Here is a 25228-nt window from a genome sequence, read left to right on the forward strand (position 1 = left end):
TGAGGGCGGCGATGAGCGCGGGCCGCGGCGGGGTGTGCGACGAGAGCGCCCAGGCGCCGGCCGCGACCCCGGCGCCGAGCACCTGCACGGCGGCCGGCCAGGGGCGGGCGTAGGAGTCGACCAGCACCAGCTCGACCCCGAGCGAGCGCGCGCCGTCGAGCACCACGGCGATGCCGACGACGATGCCCAGCGTCAGCAGCCCGACCTCGAGCAGCCGGCCGCCCGCGGTGATCGGGAACCCGTTGATCGCGTCGTCCGCCGCTCCCACGAACGAGAGCCCGGCGAGGAGCACGACCACCCCCGACGCGACGACGAGCGCGGGCGGCAGCACCGCCAGCTCCACGGGCAGCCGCGGCACGACCGCGAGCAGCACCACCGCCACTCCGGTCGCCAGCGCGGCGCCCGCGATCTGCTGGAAGAAGGCGGGCAGGCCCCAGCGGGCGAGGAGCTGGTTGACCAGGTCGATCGCGGCGGCCGTCGCGGCGGCGAGGAGCACGACGAGGGGTCCGCCCCCGAGCAGGAGCGCGACGCCCGCCGCCATCAGTGCGAGCGTGAGGGTGACGACCCCGCGGCGGTAGCGGTGCGGCTGGACGAGGATCGCGTCGAGCCGGTCGTGCGCGGCCTCGAACTGGTGGCGGGCCTCCTCGCGGGCCTCGGCGGAGTCGACGGCGTCGGCGACGCGCACCTCCGGCGAGCCCTCGGTGATGGCGGTGACGAGCGCCGTCACGCGGGCGAGCCGCTCGTAGTCGGCGCTGCGGGAGGGGACGACGCGCAGCACGCTCACGCTGGGGGAGTCGTCGCCTCCGTCGTGCACGACCAGGATCGATGTGAAGGTGAGGTCGACCTGGCACTCGATGCCGTAGGCGCGGCACACCCGCTGGATCGTCTCGGTCACCTCGGCGGCCGCGGACCCCAGCGAGAGCAGCGTCTCGCCCAGCCGCACGGCCAGCTCGAGCACCCCGCGGACCGTCTGCTCGGCGAGGAGCGCCCGCTGCGCTCGACGGCTCACCGGGGCCGCGGGCCGCTGCCCGCCGAGCTTGCCGACGACCTGCTGCAGAAGACGAGGAGAGCGCACCGTCCAGGGTAGGCACGCAGGGGCCGGTCCGGGGACGGGTTGCGCCGGCTTTCCCGCGGATGTCCGAGCAGCAGTCCTCAGAAGCAGGCGAGCACCCGGGTCGTCAGCCAGAGGGCGGCCTCGAGCTCGGTGTGCAGCTCCCGGCCGAGGGCGAGCCAGCGCTCCTCCGCCTCGGCGCTCCTCCAGCCCTCGAACACGTCGCATCCGGACGCCCAGAGCTCCTGCCAGCGGAGCAGCGGTCCGTGCAGGGCCTCCGGGACGCCGATCGTACCCGGATCGTCGATCGGGCCGTCGACCGCCCAGAGCGGATACTCCGCGCAGTGGTCCGGGTACAGGCGGAGGTCGGCGAGCCGCCCCTCCCGATCGGCCCGCGCGCGGGCGAGGGTGTCCTCCTCGGTCGCGAACGGCGGGACGATCCACTCGATCTGCGTGACGGGATCGACGACTCGGCGTTCCACGGCTCCTCCTCCGCTCCTCGATGCGCGCACGACGGTAGCAGGGCCGTTCCGCGCCGCATCGGAGGGGGCCTGCCTACACTGGCGAGCGACTGCGTCCGCGAACGGGCGGGCGGGGCGAGGGGTGGGAGCGCATGAGGGTTCACGAGCGCGCGGTGCGGCACGGGCGGCTCCGGCGGCGGTCCGGGGTGCGGACAGTGGTGGTCGGGATCGCGGCGGTGGTCGGCGTCCTCGCTGTCAGCGCCACCTCGCTCGTGGCGATCGCGACGGTGAGCATCAGCCGGAACGTCGCCGACAACGCGGTCGACCTCGGCGTCGCTCCTCCCACCGCCGGGAACGTGCAGATGGGCGCGGTCGAGGGCGGTTTCGACGTCTTGGTGGTCGGCACCGACAACGACGCCACGCAGGGCGACACGTTCGGCGTCCGCGACGACACGCTCAACGACGTCAACATCCTGCTCCACGTCTCGGCCGACCATCGCAGCGCGACGGTGATCAGCTTCCCGCGCGACCTGATCCTGGACCGTCCCGCCTGCACGGACCCCGAGACGGGCGTCGTCACCGAGGCGGCCGCCGGCGTCCCGCTCAACTCCGCGTTCCAGTACGGCGGGCTCGCCTGCGTCAACGACACCCTGCAGCAGTTCACCGGCCTGACGGTGCCCTACGCCGGCTGGGTGTCCTTCAACGGCGTCATCGAGATGAGCAACGCCGTCGGCGGCGTCCCGATCTGCCTCACGGGTCCGATCCTCGACACCGACTCGGGCCTCGACCTGCCCGCCGGCACCTCCACCGTCTCCGGGTCGATGGCCCTCTCGTTCCTCCGCAGCCGCCACGGCGTCGGCGACCAGAGCGACCTCAGCCGCATCTCGTCGCAGCAGCAGTACCTGGCCTCCCTGATGCGCACCGTCCGCTCGGCCGACACCCTCTCGAACATCCCCGCCCTCTACGGACTCGCGCAGGCGACCTCGTCGAACGTGCACCTGTCGACCTCGCTCACGAGCCCGGCGACGATGATCTCGCTCGCCCTCGCGCTGAAGGACGTCGACCTCTCGAAGATGGTGTTCGTGCAGTACCCGGCGCTCGACGACCCGGACTATCCGGGCAAGGTCGTGCCGAACGCCGAGGTCGGCGCCGAGCTCATGAACCGCGTCCTCAACGACCAGCCGGTGACCCTCGCATCCGACGCTCCGGCGGAGGAGGCGCCCGCGGAGGAGGCGCCCGCGGACGGCGGCGCGGCTCCGACGGATCCCGCTCCCGTCGCCGTCGACGCTCCGGGTCAGACCGCGGCGGAGGAGACCTGCGCGGTGCCGTCCGACTGACCCGACAGGTCTCGCGACCGCGAAGGCGCCCGGGCGGTGTGCCCGGGCGCCTTCGTCGTGCGCGGTGCGCGGCCGTCTACGCGCGGCGGCGGCGGAGCACCGTCAGGGCGAGACCGCCGAGGATGCCGAAGGCGGCCAGGGCGAGCGGCGCGGTCGTCGAGACGCCGGTCGAGGCGAGGACGGGGCGGTGGCCGCCCGTCTGCGCCGCGGGTCCGGAGCCGGCCGGGTGCACTGCGGGCCCGGCGCCGGCAGGGTGCGCCGTGACGGCGGCGACCGCGGCGGAGCAGTCGGCCTCTCCGGCGATCGGGTCCTCCTCCGTCAGCGTGTAGTCGTAGGAGGTGCTCGCCACGAGACCGCTCGACGTGCCGCGGGCGATGACGCAGTAGATCTCGCTCGCCGGGTCCTGCAGCGGGTACTCGCCGAGGGAGATCAGGCTCCAGCCCAGCGCGTCGACGCCGACCTCGAGGCTCGAGCCGCCGCCCGTGAGCGTCTGGCGCGCACCCGAGGTCGAGAAGACGCCGATCGAGACGGTCTCGTCCGCGCCGAAGCCGAGGAGAGCGCCACCGCTGGTGGGCTGTCCGTCCGCCGGGGCGGGCTCGGGCGGAGCCCCCTGGGGCCAGATCCGGATCGCGGTGCGCGAGGGGACCTGCTCGAGCGACGACGTCACGGAGCGTCCGCTGGTCTCTCCCGTGGCGGTGACGGTGAAGGTGCCCAGCTGGTCCGCCATGGTGTCGGCGTCGAGCAGGACGAAGGCCTCGCCCGAGAGCGGGGTCGGCGCGGGGGGCACGAGGGCGGAGGTGCTGCCGTCGGGCGCGGTGAGCGTGACGGACACGTCCTCGCCGCGGTCGAATCCGCGGAACGAGGCGACGACGCCGTGGATCCGGAACTCTCCGACCTGGATGTCCGCACCGGCCGGGAGCACCCCGCCGTCCTTCCGGTTCTGGAAGACGACGCTCGTGTCGGGCTGCGTCACGGTCAGCTCGACGGCATCGGAGGCGACACGGGCGCCCGAGGCGTCGAGTCCCTCCGCGACGACGGAGATCGTCTCGCCGGGGAGCGGGAGGTGGGGGTCCACCGCGACGCCGTCCGCGTCGGTGGGGAGCCAGTCCTGGAGGCGGAGCTCGCCGGAGGCGGTGATCACGCTGGTGGTGACGGCCTCCTCCGAGGCGCCGTCGCGGAGCACGACGACGGCGACGGTGCCGGGCTGGAAACCGGTCCCGGACACGTCCAGGCCGCCGGCCCAGCCCTCCGCCGAGGGGATCGCGGAGAACGCCGAGCCCGCTTCGTAGGTGGTGCGGTCGAGGGCGATCGCCAGGGGCGACTGCGCGCTCTCGACGGGCGCGGTGGTCGGAGCCGGAGTGGGCGCCGGAGTCGAGGCCGGCTGCGGCGTCGCCGTGGGCTCCGGAGTCGCGGTCGGCTCCGCGGTGGGAGCCGGCTCGGCCGGTGCGGGGCTCGAGGCGGCGTCAGGGACGACCTCGGTGGCCAGGGCGACGGACGGGAACGCGAGCGCCCCCAGCAGTGCCGCAGTGGTGATGATGGTGACGCCGTGGCGTCGTCGCGCAGAACGCACGATTCCTGCTTTCTCCGAGCAGCTGATCGCGGTCGGCTTCCCCATGAGCGGGGGACGATCGCCCCCTGTGGCCGAGTGTGTCCTATGCGGAACCTCAGCCTGTGCCGGATCCTGCAACGATCCGATCACGCCGCGCGGCGCGAGGTGACGGTTCGGTCACGGCCGGGCGCGGCGATTCTGACGGGCCGGTGGTCGTCGCTCTCCGGAGGCTCCTCAGGCCGGCGGCACGACCAGCAGGACCACGCCGATCGCGGCGCTCACCGCGGCGACCACGCACCAGCGCTCCGCCCGGGTTCCCGCGGGTCCGCGCGTCCGCGCCACGGCGCCGAGACCGATCGCGAGCACGGCGATGCCGATCTGCAGGGCCACCGTCGTCCGGATCAGCGCCCACGCCTCGAAGGCGCTCGCTCCGGTCGATCCGGTGGCGAGGAGCGGCACTCCGCCGACGCCCGCCGGGACGAGCAGCAGGCCGGATCCGATCGCCAGCGCCGCGATCAGGTGGGCGAGCACGTCGTCCAGCGCGGTCCGAGGCGGCGCGCCGACCGGCGCGAGGGCGGCGGTGCCGGGCCTGATCGCGACCGTGCGGAGGTGCATGGGGCGAGCGTAGGCCCGGACCGCACCCGAGCGGACCCCCTGCGGAGGCCCCTGTCCGGTGGGCATTCCGGGGGAGGATCGGCGCTGAGCGAGTAGTCGAGGGCCCCGCCCTCCGGTCGCTCGTCGACGCCGTCCGGGCGGCTCGCTTCACGCCCGTCAATCGCTGCTTCCGGTCCAGGTCCCTTCGATCACCTGGATCAGGTCGTGCCGCTCAGCGGGACCCAGGTGGGGTTCGAACTCGATGACGAGCCGGTCCGACCGGTAGACGTCCGTCGTGTTGTACACCGTCGCCTGCCGCGCGAGATCGAGGGAGTGGTAGCGGTGGATCGACGCCCCGGGCCCGTCGACGCCCTCCACGCACCCACGACGATCTCCGCAGGCCTCCCTGCTCGGAGCGGCAGCGCGCTCGAGTCCGTCCAGCTCCGCGCGGGTGACGTCCCGGATCGTGATCCTCGATCTCGAGTCGTCGAGGAGGAGCCCCGCTCCGAAGACGGCGGCTCCGCCGACGACGGCCCCGACGACGAGACCCGCCGCCCCGAAGACGACGGCGGTCCGGCCGACCGTTCCCGTGGCTCTGCTCGTCGCTGTCATGGAGGTCCTCTCTTCGGCCGGCTGCTCGGGCGGACGGCGGAGTGCCACCGCATCCGGAGAACCTCCCAGCGCGCATCGGCGGAGTCAAGAGCGCACACCTCGATGGCAGGAGATGTGGCGCGATCGTCGACGCAGAGGGTGCAGCAGCAGGCTCCGCATCCGCCCGGCGCCTCCGCCTCAGGCGCCGTCTCCGGCAGGATCAGGGGATGCGCCTGCAGACCCTCACCACCGGATCCGGACCGCGACACGTCGGGCTGGTGCACGGCCTCGGCGCGTCGGCGACGACCTGGGGGCCGTTCGTCGAGCGGCTCGTCGCGACCGGCCGCTACACGGTCACGGCCGTCGATCTGCGTGGGCACGGCGCGAGCCCGCGGGCGGAGTCGTACCGGATCGACGACATGGCCGCTGATCTGGTCGAGTCGCTGCCGGCGGGGCTCGACAGCGTGGTCGGCCACTCGCTCGGCGGCGCGGTGCTGCAGCGCGCCGTCGCCGCACTCGCGCCCGGCCGGGCCGTCTACCTCGATCCCGGGTTCGCCCTGTCGCTGCCGACGAGCGGCCTCGCCGGACGGCTGTTCTGGGCGGTGCCGCTCCTGTCGCTCGGCCTCGCTCAGCTCGGACAGGCGCGGGCGGGCGCCGCGGTCCGCGCCGCCTACAGCCCCGAGACCCGCGCGCTCCTCGACGACGCGAAGAAGCGGTTCGACGCGCGGATGGCCGTCGGCGTGTTCCGGGACGTCGCCTTCCACCCGGTCCCGGTCGAGGCGCCGACGGTCCCGTCGACGGTCGTGCTCTCCGACCAGTCGCCGGCGGTGCTGCCGGACGCCCTGGCCGCGCGGCTCGAGCAGCGGGGCTGGCAGGTGCGCCGGCTCCCGGGCGTGCACCACGACATGCAGCTCGAGGACCCGGACAGGACGTTCGCCGCGATCGCGGACGTGCTCTAGCCGCGAGCCCCTCCGCGGGTCGGGCGCCGATGAGCGGGAACTACCGGCACATCCGCCCCGACGACCGCGGCCACGGGCGGCTCCGGACGGACGGACGCTCGAGCCGTCTGCGAGAGTGCTGGCATGTCCCCGCAGTCGTTGTCCGAAGCCGATCGTCGCCTCGTCGCCGCGTGGGCCGCCGACTGCGCGGAGAGGGTGCTCCCCCTCTTCGAGGCCGAGGCCCCCGACGACGTCCGGGCACGGGACGGCATCGCCCGCGCCCGAGCCTTCTCGCGGGGCGAGTCGGACGCGGCGGGGGAGATCCGGCTCCGCTTCGTCGCGGGTCGTGCGGCGCAGTCGGCGATCTCTCCGGCGGCGAAGGCTGCGGCGCGGTCGGCGGGACAGGCGTCCGGCGTCGCCCACATGGGAGCTCACGCGCTCGGCGCCGCCGCCTACGCAGTGAAGGCGGTCGGGCTGGCCTCGACGCGGGAGGGCGGCGAGGCCGAGATCCGGTGGCAGCTGGGGCACATGAGCGGGCAGGTGCGGGCGGCGCTGCGGACCCTGCCGCTCCTCGGTGAGGACCCGTCCGGCCCGCTCGGTCCGGGACTCCTGACCTCGGGTGTGCTCGGATCGAGCATCCGCGCGGTGCAGGCCGCGCTCGGCGCAGCAGCCGCGGACTGATCGCCGACGCAGGCGGCGCAGCAGAGGGATCGGGCGACGGCGCGCAGGTCGTCCCCCCCTCAGCGTCTTCACCCGCGTTCGCCCACCGCGGATCCGGACGCGCTGCCGTCCCAGGCGGAGAGCATGCTGAGCCGATCCGCACTGTCGCTGTCCGCGTCCGGGCAGAAGACCACCAGGACGCCCCCGCCCACCGGCAGCTTCTCGCACGGGCGTCGGTTCGCGCTCGTGCACATCCCCTCGACCAACCACTGCACCCTCGTGATCGCCGCCGAGCCGGACGGCGCGCGCTGGTCAGCGACTCCACGCAAGCCAGCGCTTCGGCTCGGTCCACATCCAGCCGCACCGCGGATCTTCGGATGAGCCGTGTGCTCATCTCGCGTCACTCGCCGATCGGCCGCCTGCCGTCGACCTCGAATCGCCGCTCCGACGGCTTCATCCACCCCGATGATCGGTCGCGTTGCCATTTCGCGGAGGAGGGGACGACGTGCTTCGCCGCACGATCAGTTCGGTTGAGACCGTCGTTCGAGCATCCACGGCCTCGCGGCCCTCGATGACCGCGACGAGTGTCCGAACGCTCACACGGCCGACCTCCATCAATTTCTGGCGGACCGTCGTCAGAGGGGGCCAGAAGGCCTCGGCCTCCTCGATGTCATCGAACCCCACGACGCTGACCCGGCCGGGCACGGGGATGTCCGCCTCGTGGTAGGCGAGGAGGACTCCTAGCGCCATCTGGTCGTTGGCGGCGAACACTGCGGTGACGTCATCCCGCTCTCTCAGCGTGACTCCGGCGCGGTACCCCGATCCGGTCGACCAGTCGCCGGCGAGGGTGGCCGGCGGTTCGATGCCGCGCTCACGCAGCGCCTCCCGCCAGGCGGCCTCCCGTCGCAGAGCCGCGAAGCTGTCGCTCGGTCCGCTGACGTGCCAGACCGTGTCGTGCCCGAGGTCGAGTAGATGCTGGGTGGCGAGCAGTGCGCCGTGCCTCTGGTCGGAGTCGACCACGGGATGGCTGGTCTCCCGGCTGGCGTCCAGGGAGACGACGGGAACGCCTGGCGGGAGGTGCACGTCCGGGTTGTCTCGGTAGTGGAACTGCTCGAGCACGATGATGATGCCGTCCAGGGCCTGGTCGGCGAGCACCGAGAAGGCGTTGCTCGTCTCGTCCCGGCTGGAGACGTCCACGGTGATGAGCGTGAGAGAGTACCCGGCCCGGTTGGCCTCTGCGGAGATCGCCTCGAGGGTTCGGCGGTTGCCGAACGAGGAGAGGGTCGAGAGCACCACGCCGATGTTCCGGTACCGGCCCGATCGGAGCGCGCGGGCCGCGCGATTGGGCCGGTAGCCGAGCTCGGTCATGCTCAGGAGGACCTTCTCCCGGGTGAAGGAGTCGACCTCGGGCGCCCCGTTCGCGACGCGCGAGACCGTCTGCTTCGACACCCCCGCCCGCTCGGCGACGTCGCTCTGAGACGGTCCCTTGTGCCTCGTCGCACCGGGACGGTGCGCCTCAGACATCCTGGTCGTCCGCGCGCACCGGGGCCGCGGGAGGAGGCGTCGCACGGGGATCCTTCTCGTTGCTCATGGCTCCATGCTAGAGTCCGGACGCAGATGGTCACGTGACCAAAAATCTCAACGACTGAGGAGCGACGATGGTGTCTCTGACGACAGCGGGACCGGTGAGCGCCCGCCGCGCCCGCCGCGACTGGCGGGGCTGGGGGTTCATCGGCCCGTTCATGCTCGTGTTCCTGGCGGTCCTGGTCGCGCCGGTGGTCTACGCGATCTACCTCAGCCTGTTCCGCCAGCAGCTGGTCGGCGGCAACGCGTTCGTGGGAGTGGAGAACTACGTCCTCCTCCTGCAGGACCCGCGCTTCTGGGAGTCGCTGGGCCGCGTCACGCTGTTCCTCGTTGTGCAGGTCCCGGTGATGCTGGTGCTCTCCCTCGTCGCCGCTCTCGCCATCGACAGCGCCCACCTCGTCGGCCGAGGCGCGTTCCGGATCCTGCTGTTCCTGCCCTACGCGGTTCCCGGCGTCGTGGCAGCACTGATCTGGGGCTTCCTCTACGGCAACCAGTTCGGCCTCACGGGCAGCGTCAACGATCTGCTCGGCGCGGAGATCCTGCAGCCGTTCAGCTCGGAGTGGGTGCTGGGCTCGATCGGCAACATCGTCACCTGGGAGTTCCTGGGCTACAACATGCTCATCTTCTACGCGGCACTGAAGGTCATCCCCGCCGACATCTACGAGGCGGCGGACCTCGACGGAGCGGGCGGCCTGCGAGTGGTGTGGAGCATCAAGCTGCCGGCCATCCGCAGCGCGGTCGTGATCGCCACCATCTTCTCGATCATCGGCAGCTTCCAGCTCTTCAACGAACCGAACCTCCTGAAAGTGCTGGCCCCCAACGTGATCTCCACCTACTTCACCCCGAACATGTACGCCTACAACCTCTCCTTCGCAGGCCAGCAGTACAACTACTCGGCCACGGTGGCGATCGTCATGGGGCTCCTGACCGCCGTTATCGCCTACATCGTGCAGCTGCGAGGACAGCGCTCCGAGGTGCGCTGAGATGACCGTCTCCTACGCACGCACCAGCCCCCGCGCTCGACGCCCGCGCCGCTCGATCCTGCTCGCCGTCATGATGGTCGTCTTCGTCGTGTATTCAGTGGTCCCGCTGGTCTGGCTCCTCATCAACGCGACCAAGAGCCAGAGCGATCTGCTCTCCACCTTCGGCCTCGGCTTCGGCGGCGAGTTCGCGCTCTTCCAGAACATCTACGAGACACTCACCTACCGCGACGGCGTGTTCCTGCAGTGGTTCGCCAACACCCTGCTCTACGTCGTCGTCGGAGCGGGCGGAGCGACACTCCTCGCCACGGTCGCCGGCTACGGACTCGCCAAGTTCGACTTCCCCGGGAAGCGGGGCGTCTTCGCTCTGATCCTCGGGGCGGTGGCGGTGCCCGGGACCGCCCTGGCCGTGCCGACCTTCCTGATGTTCAGCCAGGTGGGACTGACGAACACGCCCTGGGCGGTCATCCTGCCCTCGCTCGTGAGCCCCTTCGCGCTCTACCTCATCTGGAGCTTCGCCACCGAGGCCGTCCCGACCGAGCTGCTCGAGGCGGCACGCATGGACGGGTCGAGCGAGTTCCGCACTTTCTTCACCATCTCGCTGCGACTGCTCTCCCCGGGCATCGTCACGGTCGTCCTCCTCACCGTCGTCGCCACCTGGAACAACTACTTCCTGCCGCTCATCATGCTCAGCGAGCCGACCTGGTATCCGCTCACGGTCGGCCTCAGCCAGTGGAGCGCGCAGGCGACAGGCGTCGGAGCCCAGCCGATCTACAACCTCGTGATCACCGGCTCGCTGCTCACGATCGTCCCGATCGTCATCGCGTTCCTGTTCCTGCAGCGCTACTGGCAGTCGGGTCTGACCGCCGGAAGCGTCAAGCAGTGAACCTCCGCACCTCCTTCCTCCCCTCCCTTCCCGTACAACGAAGTCACTCGAAAGGAACTCCCATGACTCACTCCACCAGCAGGCGGCGTCTCGGCCGCTTCGGCACCCTGGCGGGCGCCGCGCTCACCCTCGGCCTGGTGCTCTCCGGCTGCTCCGCCGCCGGCGGCGCGACGAACTCGGACGCCGATGCGGCCGACCTGGACGCGGCCCTCGAAGAGGGCGGCGCCCTGACCTACTGGACATGGACTCCGTCCGCCGAGGCGCAGGTCGCCGCGTTCGAGAAGGCCTACCCGAACGTCGATGTGAACGTCGTGAACGTCGGCACCGGCACGACCGAGTACACGCAGCTGCAGAACGCGATCACCGCCGGCTCCGGCGCGCCCGACGTCGCCCAGGTCGAGTACTTCGCCATCCCGCAGTTCGCGCTGGCCGACTCCTTCGTCGACCTGACTCCGTACGGCCTCGCCGACCTCGAGGATCTGTACAGTACCGGTCCCTGGAGCTCGGTCAGCATCGGCGGCGGCCTGTACGGCCTGCCGCAGGACTCCGGCCCCATGGCCATGTTCTACAACCAGGCAGTCTTCGACCAGTACGGCATCGAGGTCCCCACTACCTGGGACGAGTACTACGCCGCCGCACAGAAGCTGCACACAGCGAACCCCGACGCCTACATCGCCGGCGACACCAGCGACCCCGGCTTCGCGACGAGCATGATCTGGCAGGCCGGCGGCCGCCCGTTCGAGGTCGCGGACGACGGCACGACGATCTCCGTCGACCTCGAGGACGAGGGCTCTCAGGCCTTCGCCGCGAACTGGTCCCGCCTGACCGAGGGCGAGCTCTTGCCGGACATCCCGAGCTGGAGCGACGAGTGGTACCGCGCACTCGGCGACGGCACCATCGCCACGCTCCTCAGCGGGGCCTGGATGCCCGGCGTGCTGGAGTCCTCCGTGCCCGAGGCCGCGGGCGACTGGCGCGCCGCAGCCCTGCCCACCGCCGACGGCGGCAGCACGGGCGGCAACTCGGAGAACGGCGGCGGCGGACAGGTCGTGCTCGAGCAGAGCGAGAACAAGGCTCTGGCCGCTGCGTTCGTGCGGTGGCTGAACTCGGACGACGAGAGCATCGACATCTTCCTCCAGTCCGGCGGCTTCCCCGCGACCGTCGCCGACCTCGAGTCGGACGAGTTCCTGGCGCAGACCCCCGAGTACTTCGGCGGGCAGGCGATCAACGAGATCCTCGTCGAAGCGTCCCGCACCGTCAGCACGGGCTGGCAGTACCTGCCCTTCCAGGTCTACGCCAACAGCGTCTTCCCGGACACCGTCGGTCAGTCCTTCGTCAACCACGAGGACATCGGCAGCGGACTGATGGACTGGCAGGACCAGCTCGTCGAGTACGGCGACCAGCAGGGCTTCTCCGTCAACAAGTGATACGGAGTCGCTGAGCGATACGAGAGCGCGGCGCGGGGCCTCCCCGCGCCGCGCTCTCATGCGCGGTCGAGGGCGCGATCGACTGTCCCGCGACAGCCGCCGCGCTCCGCGGGACCGGAGAGGATCGGCGCGGAGCGATCAGGGCCGGTACAGGACGGCCGCTGTGCCGCGGACTCCCGGCCGCACCTGGAACAGCGCTCCGGCGAGAGGGTGCGCGGCGGCATCGGCGGGAGAGTAGTCCTCGCGGGACGTCGTGATGAACAGGGTGTCCAGATCGGGTCCGCCGAAGGTCACGCTGGAGACCTGCGGGGCGTCGACGTGGACGACACCGATCAGCTCGCCGGAGGGGTCGTAGCGATGCACTGCCGAAGCACCCCACATCGCTACCCACAGCGCCCCCTCGTCGTCGATCGTCATGCCGTCCGGGCTCCCTGGCCGCGACGACAGATCGAGCGATCCGTCACGACGGAGGGCGGACCCCTCCGTGAGATACCGGTCGATGCGGTGGGTCGGGGTGTCGATGTAATGCATCGTGCCGCCGTCTGGGGACCAGGCCAGACCGTTGGAGATCGTGACCTCGGGGACCGCCTCCGTGACGACGCCCTGGTCGAGGGCGTAGAGGGAGCCGGCGCCCGAGCGCTTGTCCATCGCCATCGTGCCGAACCAGAACCGGCCGGCCGGATCGACCTTCCCGTCGTTCATGCGCCGGTCCACGCCGTCGCGCGGAAGGACGTCGACGACGGGGGAGACGGTGCCCTCTGGGGAGAGGGACCACAGGCCGTCCGCAGCCGCGACGAGCCAGCCGCCGCGCACGTCGCCGACGACGGCGCCCACGGGACCGTCGAAGGCGATCGGGGGGCGGAGCAGGAAGCTCGTACCCTCCGGGGTCGCGGAGCGGACGAGTCCCGCGTACTGGTCGACCCATATCAGCGTGTCGCCGCGCGGGTCCCAGAGCGGGCCCTCGGCGTGATGCGACACGGGCGGGATGCACACCGCGGCCTCCCAGAAGGCGGGGACGGCGGAGCTCATGCGCCGCCTCCCGGCGTCGCCGCGACCGCGTCGTCCGGGTGCTCCACGGGCTTCTCCAGGCGGCCCCGGGTCTGATCGACGAGCGCACGGGTGAGGCCGACCGCTGCTCCGGCGTCGCGTGCGGTGAGCGCGTCGGCGAGCCGGACGTGGATGGCCAGGGCCCGCTCGCCCTCCTCGTCGAACACCGGCACGCTGCCGGAGTAGCGCAGCCGGAGGGCGGCGAGGACGGTGTCGGAGAGCTGCGCGAGGACGGAGCTCGAGGCCGCGACGACGATCGCCGAGTGGAAGTCGAGGTCGGCCCGCGTGAACGCGGCGACGCGCCGGTCGCGGTAGGTCGCGGTCATCTCCTCGGCGGCCCGGACGATCGCGGTCAGCTGCTCCTCCGTGCCTTGGACCGCGGCGAGCTCCGCCGCCGCCGGCTCGATGATGGTGCGCAGCTGCATGAGCTCGCGGAGCTGGATCTGCGCGTCGTCCGTGTGCGACCGCCAGGCGATGACCCGCGGATCCAGGAGCTGCCAGTGCTCGCGGCCGAGGACGGTGATCCCCACCCGCTGGCGGGCGACTATCATCCCGAGCGTCTCGAGGATGCGCAGAGCCTCTCGGATCACCGACCGCGAGACGCCGTGCTCGCGGGTGAGCGTCTCGATGTTCAGCACCGTGCCCGTCGGCGGATCTCCACCGACGATAGCGGTGCCGATGGTGTCGACGAGGGAGCGTTGATGAGTCATGAGACGGGTGGGACCACTCCCTCGTAGGCGCGCTGTGGGAGCTGCGTGGCGAGCTTTCCGCCGCTCACGTCGATGAGCGTGCCCGTGATGTAGTCGGCGGCGTCGCTCGCGAGGAACACGAGCAGATCGGCGATGCTGTCGGCGGTGCCCCAGCGGCGGAGGGTCAGCGTGTCGAGCAGCCGGTCCTGAGCCGCCTGGGGCATCGTCTCGAAACCGTTCATGGCGCTCGGGATCATACCGGGAGCGTAGGCGTTGACCGTGACGCCCCACGGCCCCAGCTCGCCGGCGAGCACCCGGCTGAACTGCACGACGGCCGCCTTCGATGCGCCGTAGGCGGCCGCGCCCACCGAGGGGACGATCGCCGCGAACGAGGCCGCGTTGAGGATGCGTCCATGACCGGAGGCCTTCACATGCGAAAGCACCGCCTGCGACATCAGGAACACGCCGCCGACGTTCACGTCGAAGCAGCGGCGCCAGGCGGCCAGATCGAGATCCTCCACCCGGCCCTCGACGTTGATGCCCGCATTGTTGACCAGGACATCGATACCGCCGAACTCCTCGGCGACGCGAGCGACGCCGCTCGCCACGGAGTCGGGCTCGGTCACGTCGCCCTCGATCTGGAGGACGCCCTCGGGCGCGCCCTCCGGGAAGGCGACGTCGAACGCCGCCACCTTCGCACCCTCGAGGGCGAACCGCTCAGCGAGCGCCCGCCCGATGCCCCGGCCGCCACCCGTCACCAGGACGACCCGATCCGTGAGATCCATCAGCATGTCCTACCCCCGTCGTTCTGAAAAGTCTGCTTATTATAGATCTCATGGACGCGGAGATGCGAGTCGCCTGGGTGACAGGAGCCGGAAGCGGAGTGGGGCGCGCCTGCGCGACGGCCCTGGGGGAGCGGGGGTGGACCGTCGCCCTCTCGGGGCGCAGGGCGCCCGAGCTGTCCGAGACGGCGGGATTCGTCCGCGCCGCAGGCGGCACCGCCCTCGAGCTGCCGTTCGACGTCGCCGCGGACGACGCCCGTGAGCGCGTCGAGGCGATCGCCGCTGCGACCGGCACCGACCGCCTGGACGCCGTCATTCTCTCCGCCGGTGCCAACACCCCGCGGCGGGCGTGGGCGGACCAGTCGATGGCGGAGTTCGCGAGCGTCGTGCAGACCAACCTCCTCGGCGTCGTCCGCAGTGCCGACGCCGCACTTCCGGGACTGCGCGCCGCATCCGGCGTGATCGTCGTGGTCTCCTCGATCGCGGGCTGGCGCCCCTCGCCCGGCGCCGGAGTCGCCTACAGCGCCGGGAAGACGGCGCTCGCTCCGGTCGTCCGCACCCTCAACGACCAGGAGGCGGACTCGGGCGTCCGCGCGACACTCCTCTGCCCCGGGGACATTGACAGCGACTTCCTGCGCCAGCGCCCCGAGGTCCCCGGCGCGGCGGCCCGATCGGTGATGCTCGCGCCCGCCGATATCGCCCGCTCGGCGATGTTCGTGGTCGACGCACCCCGCCACGTGCGGATCGACGAGCTCGTCATCTCCCCGCTCTCTCAGCGCTCCGCCTGATCGCGCTCGACCCGCGCTCGACCCGACCCGACCCCACACGACCCGCGGTCGCCGTCTTCACGGCGCCCGGACACCGACGAGAGGCTCCCATGAACCACCGATGGCTCCGCACCGGCGAGGAGCGCACCCCGCGCATCTCCTTCGGCGCCGACTACAACCCGGATCAGTGGCCGCGCGAGGTCTGGGCCGAGGACGTCCGGCTGATGCAGGAGGCCGGGGTCGACGTCGTCTCCGTCGCCATCTTCTCCTGGGCGAAGATCCAGCCCGCCCCCGACCAGTGGGACTTCGCCTGGCTCGACGAGGTCCTCGACCTGCTGCACGCCGGAGGCATCGGAGTCGATCTGGCGACGGCGACCGCCTCCCCGCCGCCCTGGCTCACGCTGGCCCACCCGGAGATCCTCCCCGTCACCGCCGACGGCAGGATCCTCTCGCCCGGGGGCCGGCAGCACTGGCGTCCCACCTCAGCGGTCTTCCGAGCGCACGCCCTCGAGCTCGTCGAGCGCATCGCCGAGCGCTACCGGGACCACCCCGCGATCGTCGCCTGGCATGTCAGCAACGAGCTCGGCTGCCACAACGCCTGGGACCACTCCGAGGACGCCACGCGGGCGTTCCGCACCTGGCTCGAGCACCGCTACACCGGCATCGACGGCCTCAACGCGGCGTGGGGGACAGCGTTCTGGTCGCAGCGCTACAGCTCGTTCGAGGAGGTGCTCACTCCGCGTCTGGTGGCGGCCCTGCCGAACCCGACCCAGCGCCTGGACTTCCTCCGTTTCTCCTCCGACGCCCTGAAGGAGTACCTCGTCGCCGAGCGCGAGGTGCTGCGGCGGATCACCCCCGACATCCCGGTCACGACCAACTTCATGATCATGGAGGGCAAGAACCACGCCGCCTACGACGACTGGGCGCGGGAGGTCGACTTCGTCTCCAACGACCACTACCGCTTCGCCGGGGAGCAGTCCTTCGACGAGCTGGCCTTCTCAGCGGCGCTGACCTCAGGCGTCGCGCAGGGATCGCCCTGGTTCCTGATGGAGCACTCGACCAGCGCGGTGAACTGGCAGCCGGTCAACCAACCCAAGCAGCCGGGGGAGATGGCGCGCGACGCCCTCACCCACGTCGCCTACGGCGCCGACGCCGTCTGCTACTTCCAGTGGCGGCAGTCCGTCGCCGGAGCGGAGAAGTTCCACTCCGCGATGCTGCCCCACGCCGGCGAGGACAGCCAGCTGTTCCGCGACGTCGTCCAGCTGGGGGAGCGGCTGCGCCGGCTGGACGACGTCGCGGGGAGCCGGCGCGAGGCGGCCCCGGTCGCCGTCCTGTTCGACTGGGACTCCTGGTGGGCGAGCGAGCTGGAATCGCACCCCAGCACGCTGCTGCGCTACCGACGCGAGGCGCTGGACTGGTGGCGCGCGCTCGCCGACGCGGGCGTCCGCGCGGACGTGATCACCCCGGGCAGCGACCTGACCCCGTACGACGTCGTCGTCGCTCCGATGCTCTACCTCGTCTCCGGGCGGACAGGTCGCGAGCTGACCGGCTACGTCGAGGGCGGCGGGAACCTGATCACCACGTACTTCTCGGGGATCGCCGACGAGAACGACCACGTCGTCGCCAGCGGCTACCCGGGTGCTCTGCGCGACCTCCTCGGCATCCGAGTGGAGGAGTTCCACCCGCTCCTCGAGGAGGAGCACGTCCTGCTGGAGGGTGACCTGCGCGGATCCCTGTGGACCGAGGGGATCCAGCTCCGCAGTCCTGAGACGCGGGTGGTCCGCCGCTACGCGACAGGACCGCACGCGGGCGAGCCGGCGGTGACGCGGCGCGCGGCCGGAGCGGGCAGCGCCTCCTACGTCTCGACCCGTCTCCGAGGGGGTGACCTCCTCGATGTCGTCGCCGAACTTCTCGAGGCCGCCGGAGTGGCCTCCGAGCTCCCGTCGGAGATGGTCGGCGCCGTCTTCCACTCGCGGCGGACGATCGACGGCAGCGGGTTCGATTTCTACATCAACCGCACCGACCGCCGAGTCGCGCTTCCCTCTGATGAGCCGGACCTTTTCGAGCAGCGGGCTGTTCCTCCGAGGGGAGTCGCAGTGGTTCGTCGGATCGGCAGCCCACTCCGCTGACAGCGAGCCGGGCGGCGCTGCTGCTCGAAGCGCTGATCCGCTCGATCGTGCAGCGCGCGGGGGCCGTGCCGCATCGCGACCGGTCGCCGGGAGTCGGCGCGTCCTGATCGGAGGCGGGCTCACCGGTCCGGTCGTGCCGACACCCCCCCCCGACGCGAGGAAGGGCCGCCCCGAGGGACGGCCCTTCCTGCGACTCCGTCGGCCCGCGCTCCTCCAGAGGAGCCGGGCCGACGAGTGCTCAGTGCTGGCGGATCCTGTCGATCAGCTTCCCGCCGATGTCCTTGACCTTGTCGGTGATGGGGGTGCTCGACTTCGGGCGCTCGGTGACGGTGAACGGCAGGGTGATCGCCTTGCCGGTCTGGTCGCCGGTCACCGTGACGCTGTAGTCGCCGGGCGTGGCGGGCGCCTTCGCCGTGACGGTGAGGCCGCCGCCGGCGAGGTCGCGGGTCGCGGTGCGGTCCGTGAAGAGGGGCGCGGAGCCGATCAGCTGCGTGTCCCCGTTGAAGCCCTTCGCGGTGAGGGTGACGTCGGCTCCGGGGGCGAACGACGAGCCGGAGAGCTCGGCGGTGGCTCCGAAGCTCATCGAGCGGATGTCGCGGTCCACTCCGAGCGCGTTCGTGATGGTGAAGAACGTGTCGGTCTGGTCGGTGAGCCCGGCGACGTTCGCCGCGCCCGGCCCGTAGGCGGCGATGCGCAGCTGCGTTCCGGTGTGCTGCTGCGATCCGCCCTCGGCGGCGGTGCCGTACGACACCTTCATGGTGCTGCCGTCGGCGGTCTTCAGCGCGGTGCTGAGCGAGGTCGGCGGGGTCGAGTCGACGATCTGGCTGGAGTGGGCGTGGTCGGCGGTGACGATGACGAGGGTGTTCCCGTCCGCCTCGGCGAACGCGAGCGCGGCCTGGACGGCCTCGTCGAGGTCGACGGTCTCGCCGATCTGGCCGCACGCGTTCGCGGCGTGGTCCTGCTTGTCGATGCTCGCGCCCTCGACCTGGAGGAAGAAGCCCTTGTCGCCGGTGTCGAGGAGGTCGATCGCCTTCTCGGTCATGGAGCGGAGCGTCGGCTGCTCGGCCGGACGGTCGGGGTTCGCGACGCAGGTCTGCGGGGCGGCGTCCGCTCCGCCGACCGTCGCCGGGGTGGGCGCGTAGCGGACGGGCAGGTTGCCGGAGTTGAACAGTCCGAGCACGGGCGCGTCCTGGTCGGCGACGGTCAGCGCGTCGAGCTGCGCGGCGGTGGCGGCAGTCGTGGCGTCCCCGAGCACCTGGAAGCCGCGCTCCGCGGCCTGCTGGAACAGCGGCTCGCCGCTCCAGTCGCCGGCGCGGGCGACCTGCGCGAAGCTGGCCGAGCCTCCGCCGAGGGTCAGGTCGGCGCGGGTGTCGAGGATCTGCTCGCTGATCGAGCCGAGTCCGCCGTTCTCCAGCGCGTCGTCGCCGCAGCTCGCGCTGTCGGGTCCGTAGCAGCTGCGGGCGTCGACGTGGGCGGCCTGCACGGCCGGGGTGGCGTCCTGGATCTCGGCGGTGGTGACGTTGCCGGTCTTCAGGCCGTTCGCCTTCGCGATCTCGAGGAGGGTGTCCTTGCGCTGCTGGTCGATGTCGACCGAGATGGCGTTGTCGTAGGTCTTGGTGCCGGTGGCCCAGGCGCTGCCGGTGGCGGCGGAGTCGGGTACGTAGTCCGGGGCGCCCTTGACGGCGCCCGTCGCCGGGTCGTCCGCCCGGTAGAGCGAGTAGGTCGTGTACTGGCCGGTGATCGGCAGGGCGTCGATCCCGGGGAAGCGGCCGGCCGCTCCGTACTGGTAGTTGCGAGCGACGGTGATCTCCGAATCGCCCATGCCGTCCCCGATGAGGAGGATGACGTTCTTCGCGTCCTGCTCCTTCACCGCTGCGCGCAGCGAGTCGGAGAGGTCGGCGTCGACCGGGGAGATGCGGGCGGCTCCGCCGGTGGCGGAGAGGTCGGCGGCACCGACGGCAGTGGCGGCGCCGGGTGCGGCCAGGGCGGCGGCGCAGACCAGAGCAGCGGCCGAGAGGGCCAGAGCGGAGCGTCCGCGGTTCGCGGAGCGGAACAGTCGTGTCACGTCGTGGACTCCTTGAGAGGTGAGACCCCGGAAAGGGGCACGCTCATCTCACTCCTCATCGCCGCGTCGGTGGGTGAACGGTGATGCATAGCTGAGTGAACTTTCCGACGAGGGCTCTCGGCCCCGGCGGCCCGCCGGAGCGTCCTGCCGACCGGCGTCCTGCCGACCGGCGCTCACCGGGAGCGTCGGTCGGCAGGGGCGCGGTCGCCGGGAGCCTTTCGGGTCAGCGCTGGACGAGCGGGACGGCGATGTCGGTGACGTTCGCCCCGATGGCGCCGAGCGGAGTCGCCGTGCCGTTCAGCAGTCCGATCTCGTAGAGCGACCCGTTGACGGCGGCGAGGCCGACCGAGCCGATGGAGCTGCCGTTGCGGAGGACGGAGTAGATGTCGAAGCCGGTCGCACCCGCTGCGTCGAGGCCGAGCTTCCCGGTCGGCGCCAGGGTGCCGGCGTTGGCCGGGGACTGGATGGCGATCTGGTCGAGGGCCGTGTCGAGGACGAACAGGGTGGTCGCGCTGTTCGCGTCGAGGTCGTTGTTCGTGTACGCGGCCCCGGCGACACCGGTGGCCACGGCGGGCGCGGCGTAGCTGAGCGTGCCGTCGGCGACCGTCGCGGCGCCCGCGGTGGCGAACGGCTGACGGAGGTTCTGGCCCGTGTCGCTGACCACGCGCAGCGCGTTGGCGGCGGGGTTGAAGTCGACGCCGAAGGAGGTGCCGCTCAGCGCCACGGTGAGACGGGTCACCTGAGTGGCCACGCCGGTGGACGGGTTGATGGAGTAGACGCCGGCGCTCGCCGCGTTGTCGCCGACGCCGTAGAGGGCGCCGTCCTGGACCCGGTAGTCGATGCCGATGAGCGCGGTGTCGCCGCCGGTGAGGCCGGTGACGGCGACGCGGTTCGTGACCTTGCCGGGCTTCGTCGGGTTGAACTGCACGAGCTTCGTGCCGCCGTCGGAGAGTCCGACGACCCGCAGCTTCGCCGCCACGGAGCGGACCGCGTTGATCAGGTTCCTGTCCGACGCGCTGCTGGAGTCGCTGGTCGCCGCGGCGGGAGCGACGCTGCTCGCACCGGCGAGCACGGGTGCCACCGCCATCACGCCCGCGACGGCGACAGCTGCGATACCGACTCTGATGTTCCTGGTCATCGTGCACTCCTCGAGACTTGCGGTCGCCGGAGATCGGCGGCTCGGAAGGGGATACCGTCCGGAGCGCGCGAGCGTTCATCCGATCCGGAGATCCGTGCCCCGTCACTCCCGAGAGCCGTCGGCGAACCGGCGGAGCGCGGCCGCGTAGCGGTCCGGGTCCCGGTGGTCGCTGTCGGTCAGGAGCAGCACCGAGCCGGAGACGGCGCGCGTGTACTCGCCGCGGCAGGGGAGGGTGACCACCGTCCTCAGTCCGGCCTTCCAGGCGGGGACGAGGGAGCCGAGGCAGCGCCGCTCGGGGGCGGCGTCCAGCGGGACGTCCCGCGCGTCCATCCGGGTGGACCGCAGCTCGTCGTGCCAGGCGCGGAAAGGCGCTCCGAGGGAGTCGTCGCCGAAGCGCTCCCGCCAGCCGGGGCCGCGCGCGAGGTCGAGGAGGCGTGCGCGCTCGGGCGATCCGTCGGCGGTACTGGAGAGCCGTCGGAGGAGCGGGCCGGTCTCGACCGCCAGATGCTCGACGCAGTCCTGCCACAGCTGAGGCCAGGCGCGCTGCTCGTCGGCGCCGGGCTCCGCCGACCCGACCCGTTCCGGGGACCGCTCGAGCGGCGGCGGCCCGTCGCCCGCCGGAGTGAAGCCCCACGCTTCGCGGATCCAGAGGAGCTCGAGCAGCGCCGCGGGGTTGTCCTCGACCGTGATGACCATCTCCGACGGCCAGGGGTCGCCGGGAAGAGGACGGGATGCGCGCATGAGAGGAGCTCCTTCCGAGGGGATGAGGTCGGATCGTGCCGGAGAAGGCTCCAGGGAGGCTGGACTCGCGTCGGCCGACGCGCCACTCCTCCGTGCTCCCAGCGGCGTCGCCGGTGATCCTCCGCGCCGGCGGTCCAGGACGGCGCCGAGCGCCTCCCGAATGTCGGTGCCCCCGACCTACACTCGGACGCGTTCGAACACCCGTTCGATGAGACGAGGAGGGGGCCGACCATGGGCGTGACCGTCGTGGAGCGCATCGCGACCCCGGCCTCGGACGCCGTCGCCGTCATGTTCCTCGTCACCAGCGAGGCGGTGGCGGCCGGATTCCCGTCGCCGGCGCAGGACTACTTCGACGGGTCCCTCGACCTCAACGACCACCTGATCCGCGACAGGACGTCGACGTTCATCGTCCGCGTCTCGGGCGAGAGCATGGTCGGCGCGGGCATCAGCGACGGCGACGAACTCGTGGTCGACCGGTCGATCACGCCGACGCACGGGAGCGTGGTCATCGCGATCCTCGACGGCGAGCTGACCGTCAAGCGCCTCGAGCTGCACCCCGGGGGAGTGGTGCTGCGGGCCGAGAACCCGGAGTACCCGCCGATCCACGTCGCCGAGCTGAGCGACCTCCAGGTGTGGGGCGTCGTCACCGTCTGCCTCCACCGGCTGCACCGTGCGCTCTGAGCGGCGCATCGCCCTGGTCGACGTGAACTCGTTCTACGTCTCCTGCGAGCGGCTGTTCGACCCCAAGCTCGCCGGCCGGCCCGTCGTCGTCCTCTCGAACAACGACGGCTGCGTGGTCGCGCGCTCCGACGAGGTGAAGAGGCTCGGGATCGAGAACGGCACGCCTTGGTTCCAGATCGAGCCGCTCATCCGCTCCGGTCGCCTCCCGGAGGTGATCGCCCGATCGAGCAACTACGAGCTGTACGGCGAGCTGTCCGCGCGCGTCATGGAGCTGCTGGGCCGCTACTCCGCCTGGCAGGAGGTGTACTCGATCGACGAGTCCTTCCTCGGCGTCGACGGCGACGTGGCGGAGCGGGCGAAGGTCGGCCGGGCGATGCGGGCGGCCGTCGCGAAGAACGTCGGGCTGCCCGTCTGCGTCGGCTTCGGCCCGAGCAAGACGCTCGCGAAGTTCGTCAACAAGGGCGGAGCGAAGAAGCACCCGCGCCTGGGGGGCGTCTGCGACACCGACTGGTACACGCCCGAGCAGCTCGACGCGCTGATGGCCTCCCAGCACGTCACCGAGCTGTGGGGAGTCGCCGGCCGCACAGGGAAGCGCCTCGCGGAGCTGTCCATCCACACCGTCCGCGACCTCCGCGACGCGGACCCCGCGCTGATCCGCAAGAAGTTCTCGGTCGTCCTGCAGCGCTCCGTCTACGAGCTGCGCGGCATCGACTGCATCCCCCTCGAGCCCGCCCGCACCGTCCGCGACCAGCTGATCTTCTCCCGGTCGTTCGCCACTCCCGTGACGACGATCAGCGACATGGAGCAGGTGCTCTCCGTCTACGCGCAGCGCGCCGCCCACCGCCTCCGCGCGCAGGAGTCGGTCACCAGGACGATGAGCGTGTTCGCGTCGACGTCGCCGTTCGCGGACGCGCCGTACGAGTCCGCCGGCGGCCTGGCCGGCTTCCCCGTTCCCACGGACGACCCGGTGGCGATGGTGAGGGCCGCGATCGGCACCCTGCGCCCGCGGCTGCGGGAGGGCGCGCGCTACGTGCGGGCCGGCGTCATCCTCACGAACCTCTCACCGCGGAACTCCCACGCGCTGCTCGAGATCTTCGACACCGCCTTCGACACGAAGGGCCTCGGCGCCACCATCGACGCCGTGACGAAGCGCCACGGGCGATCCGCGGTCGGCCTCGGGCTGGCGGGCATCCGCACGGGGCCGGTGTGGACGATGAAGCGCGACGCCCTCTCGCTCCGGGCGACGACGCACTGGGGCGAGCTGGCGACGGCGCACGCGCGGTGACCCCGCCTGCGGGGAGATCGGGTCATCCGACGCGTAGGCGCCCGGGGCTCTCTCGGGCAGGCTCGTCGCCATCGACGAGTGTCGGTGCGGGGACGGCGGGAGGACCCATGGCCGAGAGCTGGCAGGACGCGTCGGTGCGGGGCGTCGCGATGATCGAGAACGAGCTGGTCGTGCGCGACTTCCTCGAGGTGTGGAGCGCTCGCGACAGCCGCCAGCTCATCCCGTTCCTGCATCCGGAGGTCGTCTACAGCGCGTCGAGCTCGCAGGAGATCGCGGGGCGGGCGCGGGTCCTCGAGATGTGCGACGAGGTCCACCGGGCGTTCACCGAGATCCGGATCGCCCTCGTCACGATCGCCGTCGCCGGCAGCGTCGTCCTCACCGAGCACGCCCTGCACCTCCGCTCGGACACGGGGGAGGGCCACTGGCTCCGCTGCTTCGGGAGCTACGAGCTCCGCGGCGAGCAGATCGTCACCTGGCGGCAGCTCCATGGGTGAGGGCCGCGCGTGACGGCGGTGACCGGCCCCGCGCGCCTCAGGCTCGCCCTGGTGCTGCTGGCCATCGCCTCGGGCGCGACCGACGCGTTCGCGTTCCTCCTGCTCGGCGGCATCTTCACCGCGAACATGACGGGCAACCTGGTGCTGCTGGGGCTGTACCCCCGCTCCGCCTGGCTGACGACCGCGGCCGGAGCGGTCACGGCGATCGTCTTCTTCGCCGGAGCGGTCTACGCCGGATTCCGCACGACCCGGGCGCGCACGCCGTCGACCGGCGACGGGAGACGTCCGCTCCGCGCGATCGCGCTCGTGGGGGTCGTCCTGCAGCTCGCCGTCGCGGTCGCCTGGCCGACGGTGCAGGGCGGCACATCGCTGCTCGTGGACTGCGCGTTCATCGCGACCAGCGCGGCGGCGCTGGGGCTGCAGACCGTGCTCGCGAAGCGGATCTCCGGCGCCGCCGGCCTGACGACCACGTTCGTCACGGGCACGCTCACGAGCCTGATGCAGGAGCTCGCCGAGCGCTCGTCCGGGTCGAGGACCCTCCAGGCGCTCATCGTCGCGAGCCTCGCGGTCGGGGCCGTCGTCGGAGCGGCGACCGTGACGCTCGCTCCGGCCTGGGCTCCGACGCCGGCCCTGGTGCTCTCGGCGCTCGCCGTCGTGCTGCTCTTCGCGCACCGCGCGCGAGCCGTGCCCGCGGGAGCGGAGCCCGGGGCCCCGCGTCCCGCGTGACCGGGATCAGGCGTCGAGCGCCCACTTCGGCCGGACCCAGTGGCAGGTGTAGCCGCCGGGGTGCTTGCGCAGGTAGTCCTGGTGCTCCTCCTCGGCGTCCCAGAACTCGCCGGCGGGCTCGACCTCGGTGACGACCGGTCCGGGCCAGCGGCCCGACGCGTCGATCTCGGCGATCGTCTGGCGCGCGACCCTCTCCTGCTCAGGCGAGAGGAAGAGGATCACGGAGCGGTAGGCCGTGCCGATGTCGTTGCCCTGACGGTTCTTCGTCGTCGGGTCGTGCACCTGGAAGAAGAACTCGAGCAGGTCGCGGTAGGAGAGCTGCTCGGGATCGAACTCGATCTCGACCGCCTCCGCGTGGTCGCCGTGGTGGCGGTAGGTCGCGTTCGGCGTGCTGCCGCCGGCGTACCCGGCGCGGGTGCTGAAGACGCCCGGCATGTCGCGGATGAGCTCCTGGAGCCCCCAGAAGCATCCGCCCGCGAGGATCGCGCGCTCCTCGGCCATCAGACGCCTGCCTTCGTGTCGTGCGCGGACTCGCGCGGAGAGATCATCATGCGGGCAAGTCCATCACGACCGGGGACGTCGCGGCGAGCGTCGGACGACTCTCGGAGCAGACCGTCGGCGGGGGAGCC

Annotated in this window: 25 protein-coding genes; 12 read left to right on the top strand and 13 right to left on the bottom strand. The window is 71.9% G+C overall.

The features are described from left to right. The coding region (locus C5C36_RS17325; protein ID WP_181133799.1) for a threonine/serine exporter family protein at positions 1 to 1075 on the bottom strand (1075 nt) is incomplete at its 3' end. A gap of 77 nt (positions 1076 to 1152) precedes the next feature. Next, complete coding sequence (locus C5C36_RS17595; protein WP_104309620.1) at positions 1153 to 1533, bottom strand: hypothetical protein; 381 nt, start codon at positions 1531 to 1533, stop codon at positions 1153 to 1155. Positions 1534 to 1664: 131 nt separating this feature from the next. On the opposite strand from C5C36_RS17595, the gene C5C36_RS09310 reads away from it, so the two are divergent. After that, positions 1665 to 2849, top strand: a complete 1185-nt coding sequence (locus C5C36_RS09310; protein ID WP_146081501.1) for an LCP family protein — start codon at positions 1665 to 1667, stop codon at positions 2847 to 2849. A 76-nt stretch (positions 2850 to 2925) separates the two neighbouring features. Here C5C36_RS09310 and C5C36_RS09315 read toward each other — a convergent pair whose 3' ends face one another. From C5C36_RS09315 to C5C36_RS09325, 3 genes are all read right to left on the bottom strand, one after another. Beyond that, positions 2926 to 4419 (bottom strand): LPXTG cell wall anchor domain-containing protein, encoded by a 1494-nt coding sequence (locus C5C36_RS09315; protein ID WP_146085322.1) that lies wholly within the window; start codon positions 4417 to 4419, stop codon positions 2926 to 2928. Between the two features lie 213 nt (positions 4420 to 4632). After that, the gene (locus C5C36_RS09320; RefSeq protein ID WP_104262235.1) at positions 4633 to 5013 is read right to left on the bottom strand and encodes a hypothetical protein; all 381 of its coding nucleotides are present in this window, start codon (positions 5011 to 5013) and stop codon (positions 4633 to 4635) included. Between the two features lie 156 nt (positions 5014 to 5169). Next, positions 5170 to 5604, bottom strand: coding sequence for a hypothetical protein (locus tag C5C36_RS09325; protein ID WP_104309622.1), 435 nt, complete (start codon positions 5602 to 5604; stop codon positions 5170 to 5172). Positions 5605 to 5810: 206 nt separating this feature from the next. On the opposite strand from C5C36_RS09325, the gene C5C36_RS09330 reads away from it, so the two are divergent. Together C5C36_RS09330 and C5C36_RS09335 are read left to right on the top strand one after the other, a co-directional pair. Next, entirely contained in the window at positions 5811 to 6542 is a 732-nt protein-coding gene (locus C5C36_RS09330) for an alpha/beta fold hydrolase (RefSeq protein ID WP_104226554.1), read from the top strand. A gap of 123 nt (positions 6543 to 6665) precedes the next feature. Continuing rightward, positions 6666 to 7202, top strand: coding sequence for a putative immunity protein (locus C5C36_RS09335; RefSeq protein WP_104238872.1), 537 nt, complete (start codon positions 6666 to 6668; stop codon positions 7200 to 7202). Between the two features lie 432 nt (positions 7203 to 7634). Here the strand turns inward: C5C36_RS09335 and C5C36_RS09345 are convergent, their stop codons facing one another. Continuing rightward, complete coding sequence (locus C5C36_RS09345; protein WP_104223311.1) at positions 7635 to 8705, bottom strand: LacI family DNA-binding transcriptional regulator; 1071 nt, start codon at positions 8703 to 8705, stop codon at positions 7635 to 7637. Positions 8706 to 8839: 134 nt separating this feature from the next. On the opposite strand from C5C36_RS09345, the gene C5C36_RS09350 reads away from it, so the two are divergent. The 3 genes from C5C36_RS09350 (at position 8840) to C5C36_RS09360 (ending at position 12055) form a co-directional block, all read left to right on the top strand. Beyond that, positions 8840 to 9748: a carbohydrate ABC transporter permease gene (locus C5C36_RS09350; protein WP_104309624.1), complete on the top strand. Its 909-nt coding sequence runs from the start codon at positions 8840 to 8842 to the stop codon at positions 9746 to 9748. A 1-nt stretch (position 9749) separates the two neighbouring features. Then, complete coding sequence (locus C5C36_RS09355; protein WP_104223309.1) at positions 9750 to 10631, top strand: carbohydrate ABC transporter permease; 882 nt, start codon at positions 9750 to 9752, stop codon at positions 10629 to 10631. Between the two features lie 62 nt (positions 10632 to 10693). Then, a complete protein-coding gene (locus C5C36_RS09360) occupies positions 10694 to 12055 on the top strand; it encodes an ABC transporter substrate-binding protein (RefSeq protein WP_104233995.1) in 1362 nt (453 codons plus the stop codon). A 138-nt stretch (positions 12056 to 12193) separates the two neighbouring features. On the opposite strand, the gene C5C36_RS09365 is transcribed toward C5C36_RS09360, so the two are convergent. From C5C36_RS09365 to C5C36_RS09375, 3 genes are read right to left on the bottom strand one after another with little or no spacing between them, the layout of a single operon-like run. Then, positions 12194 to 13084 (bottom strand): SMP-30/gluconolactonase/LRE family protein, encoded by an 891-nt coding sequence (locus C5C36_RS09365; RefSeq protein ID WP_104309625.1) that lies wholly within the window; start codon positions 13082 to 13084, stop codon positions 12194 to 12196. After that, positions 13081 to 13812, bottom strand: a complete 732-nt coding sequence (locus C5C36_RS09370) for a FadR/GntR family transcriptional regulator (RefSeq protein ID WP_104309626.1) — start codon at positions 13810 to 13812, stop codon at positions 13081 to 13083. The genes C5C36_RS09365 and C5C36_RS09370 overlap by 4 nt, the downstream gene beginning before the upstream one ends. Next, positions 13809 to 14576, bottom strand: a complete 768-nt coding sequence (locus tag C5C36_RS09375) for an SDR family NAD(P)-dependent oxidoreductase (RefSeq protein WP_308470897.1) — start codon at positions 14574 to 14576, stop codon at positions 13809 to 13811. Before C5C36_RS09375 ends, C5C36_RS09370 begins: the two co-directional genes overlap by 4 nt. Positions 14577 to 14626: 50 nt before the next feature. Between C5C36_RS09375 and C5C36_RS09380 the strand changes: the two genes are divergently transcribed. Together C5C36_RS09380 and C5C36_RS09385 are read left to right on the top strand one after the other, a co-directional pair. Further along, positions 14627 to 15361 carry an SDR family oxidoreductase gene (locus C5C36_RS09380; protein WP_104309628.1) on the top strand — a complete coding sequence of 245 codons (735 nt, stop codon included), beginning with the start codon at positions 14627 to 14629 and terminating at the stop codon, positions 15359 to 15361. A gap of 89 nt (positions 15362 to 15450) precedes the next feature. Continuing rightward, positions 15451 to 17469 carry a beta-galactosidase gene (locus C5C36_RS09385; RefSeq protein WP_104309629.1) on the top strand — a complete coding sequence of 673 codons (2019 nt, stop codon included), beginning with the start codon at positions 15451 to 15453 and terminating at the stop codon, positions 17467 to 17469. Positions 17470 to 17707: 238 nt separating this feature from the next. On the opposite strand, the gene phoA is transcribed toward C5C36_RS09385, so the two are convergent. The 3 genes from phoA to C5C36_RS09400 all read right to left on the bottom strand — a co-directional run bounded on the left by phoA (position 17708) and on the right by C5C36_RS09400 (position 21413). After that, on the bottom strand, positions 17708 to 19534 hold the full coding sequence (phoA, locus tag C5C36_RS09390; protein WP_308470898.1) for an alkaline phosphatase: 1827 nt from the start codon (positions 19532 to 19534) through the stop codon (positions 17708 to 17710). Positions 19535 to 19757: 223 nt separating this feature from the next. Beyond that, a complete protein-coding gene (locus C5C36_RS09395) occupies positions 19758 to 20672 on the bottom strand; it encodes a DUF4394 domain-containing protein (RefSeq protein WP_219813325.1) in 915 nt (304 codons plus the stop codon). Between the two features lie 102 nt (positions 20673 to 20774). Then, positions 20775 to 21413 carry a hypothetical protein gene (locus C5C36_RS09400; protein ID WP_104309630.1) on the bottom strand — a complete coding sequence of 213 codons (639 nt, stop codon included), beginning with the start codon at positions 21411 to 21413 and terminating at the stop codon, positions 20775 to 20777. Positions 21414 to 21701: 288 nt separating this feature from the next. Between C5C36_RS09400 and C5C36_RS09405 the strand changes: the two genes are divergently transcribed. From C5C36_RS09405 to C5C36_RS09420, 4 genes are all read left to right on the top strand, one after another. After that, the gene (locus tag C5C36_RS09405) at positions 21702 to 22094 is read left to right on the top strand and encodes a LexA family transcriptional regulator (protein ID WP_244230689.1); all 393 of its coding nucleotides are present in this window, start codon (positions 21702 to 21704) and stop codon (positions 22092 to 22094) included. Then, entirely contained in the window at positions 22084 to 23379 is a 1296-nt protein-coding gene (locus C5C36_RS09410) for a Y-family DNA polymerase (protein WP_104309631.1), read from the top strand. The genes C5C36_RS09405 and C5C36_RS09410 overlap by 11 nt, the downstream gene beginning before the upstream one ends. A gap of 107 nt (positions 23380 to 23486) precedes the next feature. Beyond that, complete coding sequence (locus tag C5C36_RS09415) at positions 23487 to 23873, top strand: nuclear transport factor 2 family protein (protein WP_104247117.1); 387 nt, start codon at positions 23487 to 23489, stop codon at positions 23871 to 23873. Positions 23874 to 23882: 9 nt separating this feature from the next. Beyond that, a complete protein-coding gene (locus tag C5C36_RS09420) occupies positions 23883 to 24599 on the top strand; it encodes a YoaK family protein (protein ID WP_104309632.1) in 717 nt (238 codons plus the stop codon). Positions 24600 to 24605: 6 nt separating this feature from the next. Here the strand turns inward: C5C36_RS09420 and msrA are convergent, their stop codons facing one another. Then, a complete protein-coding gene (msrA, locus tag C5C36_RS09425; RefSeq protein ID WP_104288389.1) occupies positions 24606 to 25100 on the bottom strand; it encodes a peptide-methionine (S)-S-oxide reductase MsrA in 495 nt (164 codons plus the stop codon). Positions 25101 to 25228: the final 128 nt, after the last annotated feature.

Source organism: Rathayibacter sp. AY1G1, assembly GCF_002932095.1.
Classification (GTDB): Bacteria; Actinomycetota; Actinomycetes; order Actinomycetales; family Microbacteriaceae; genus Rathayibacter.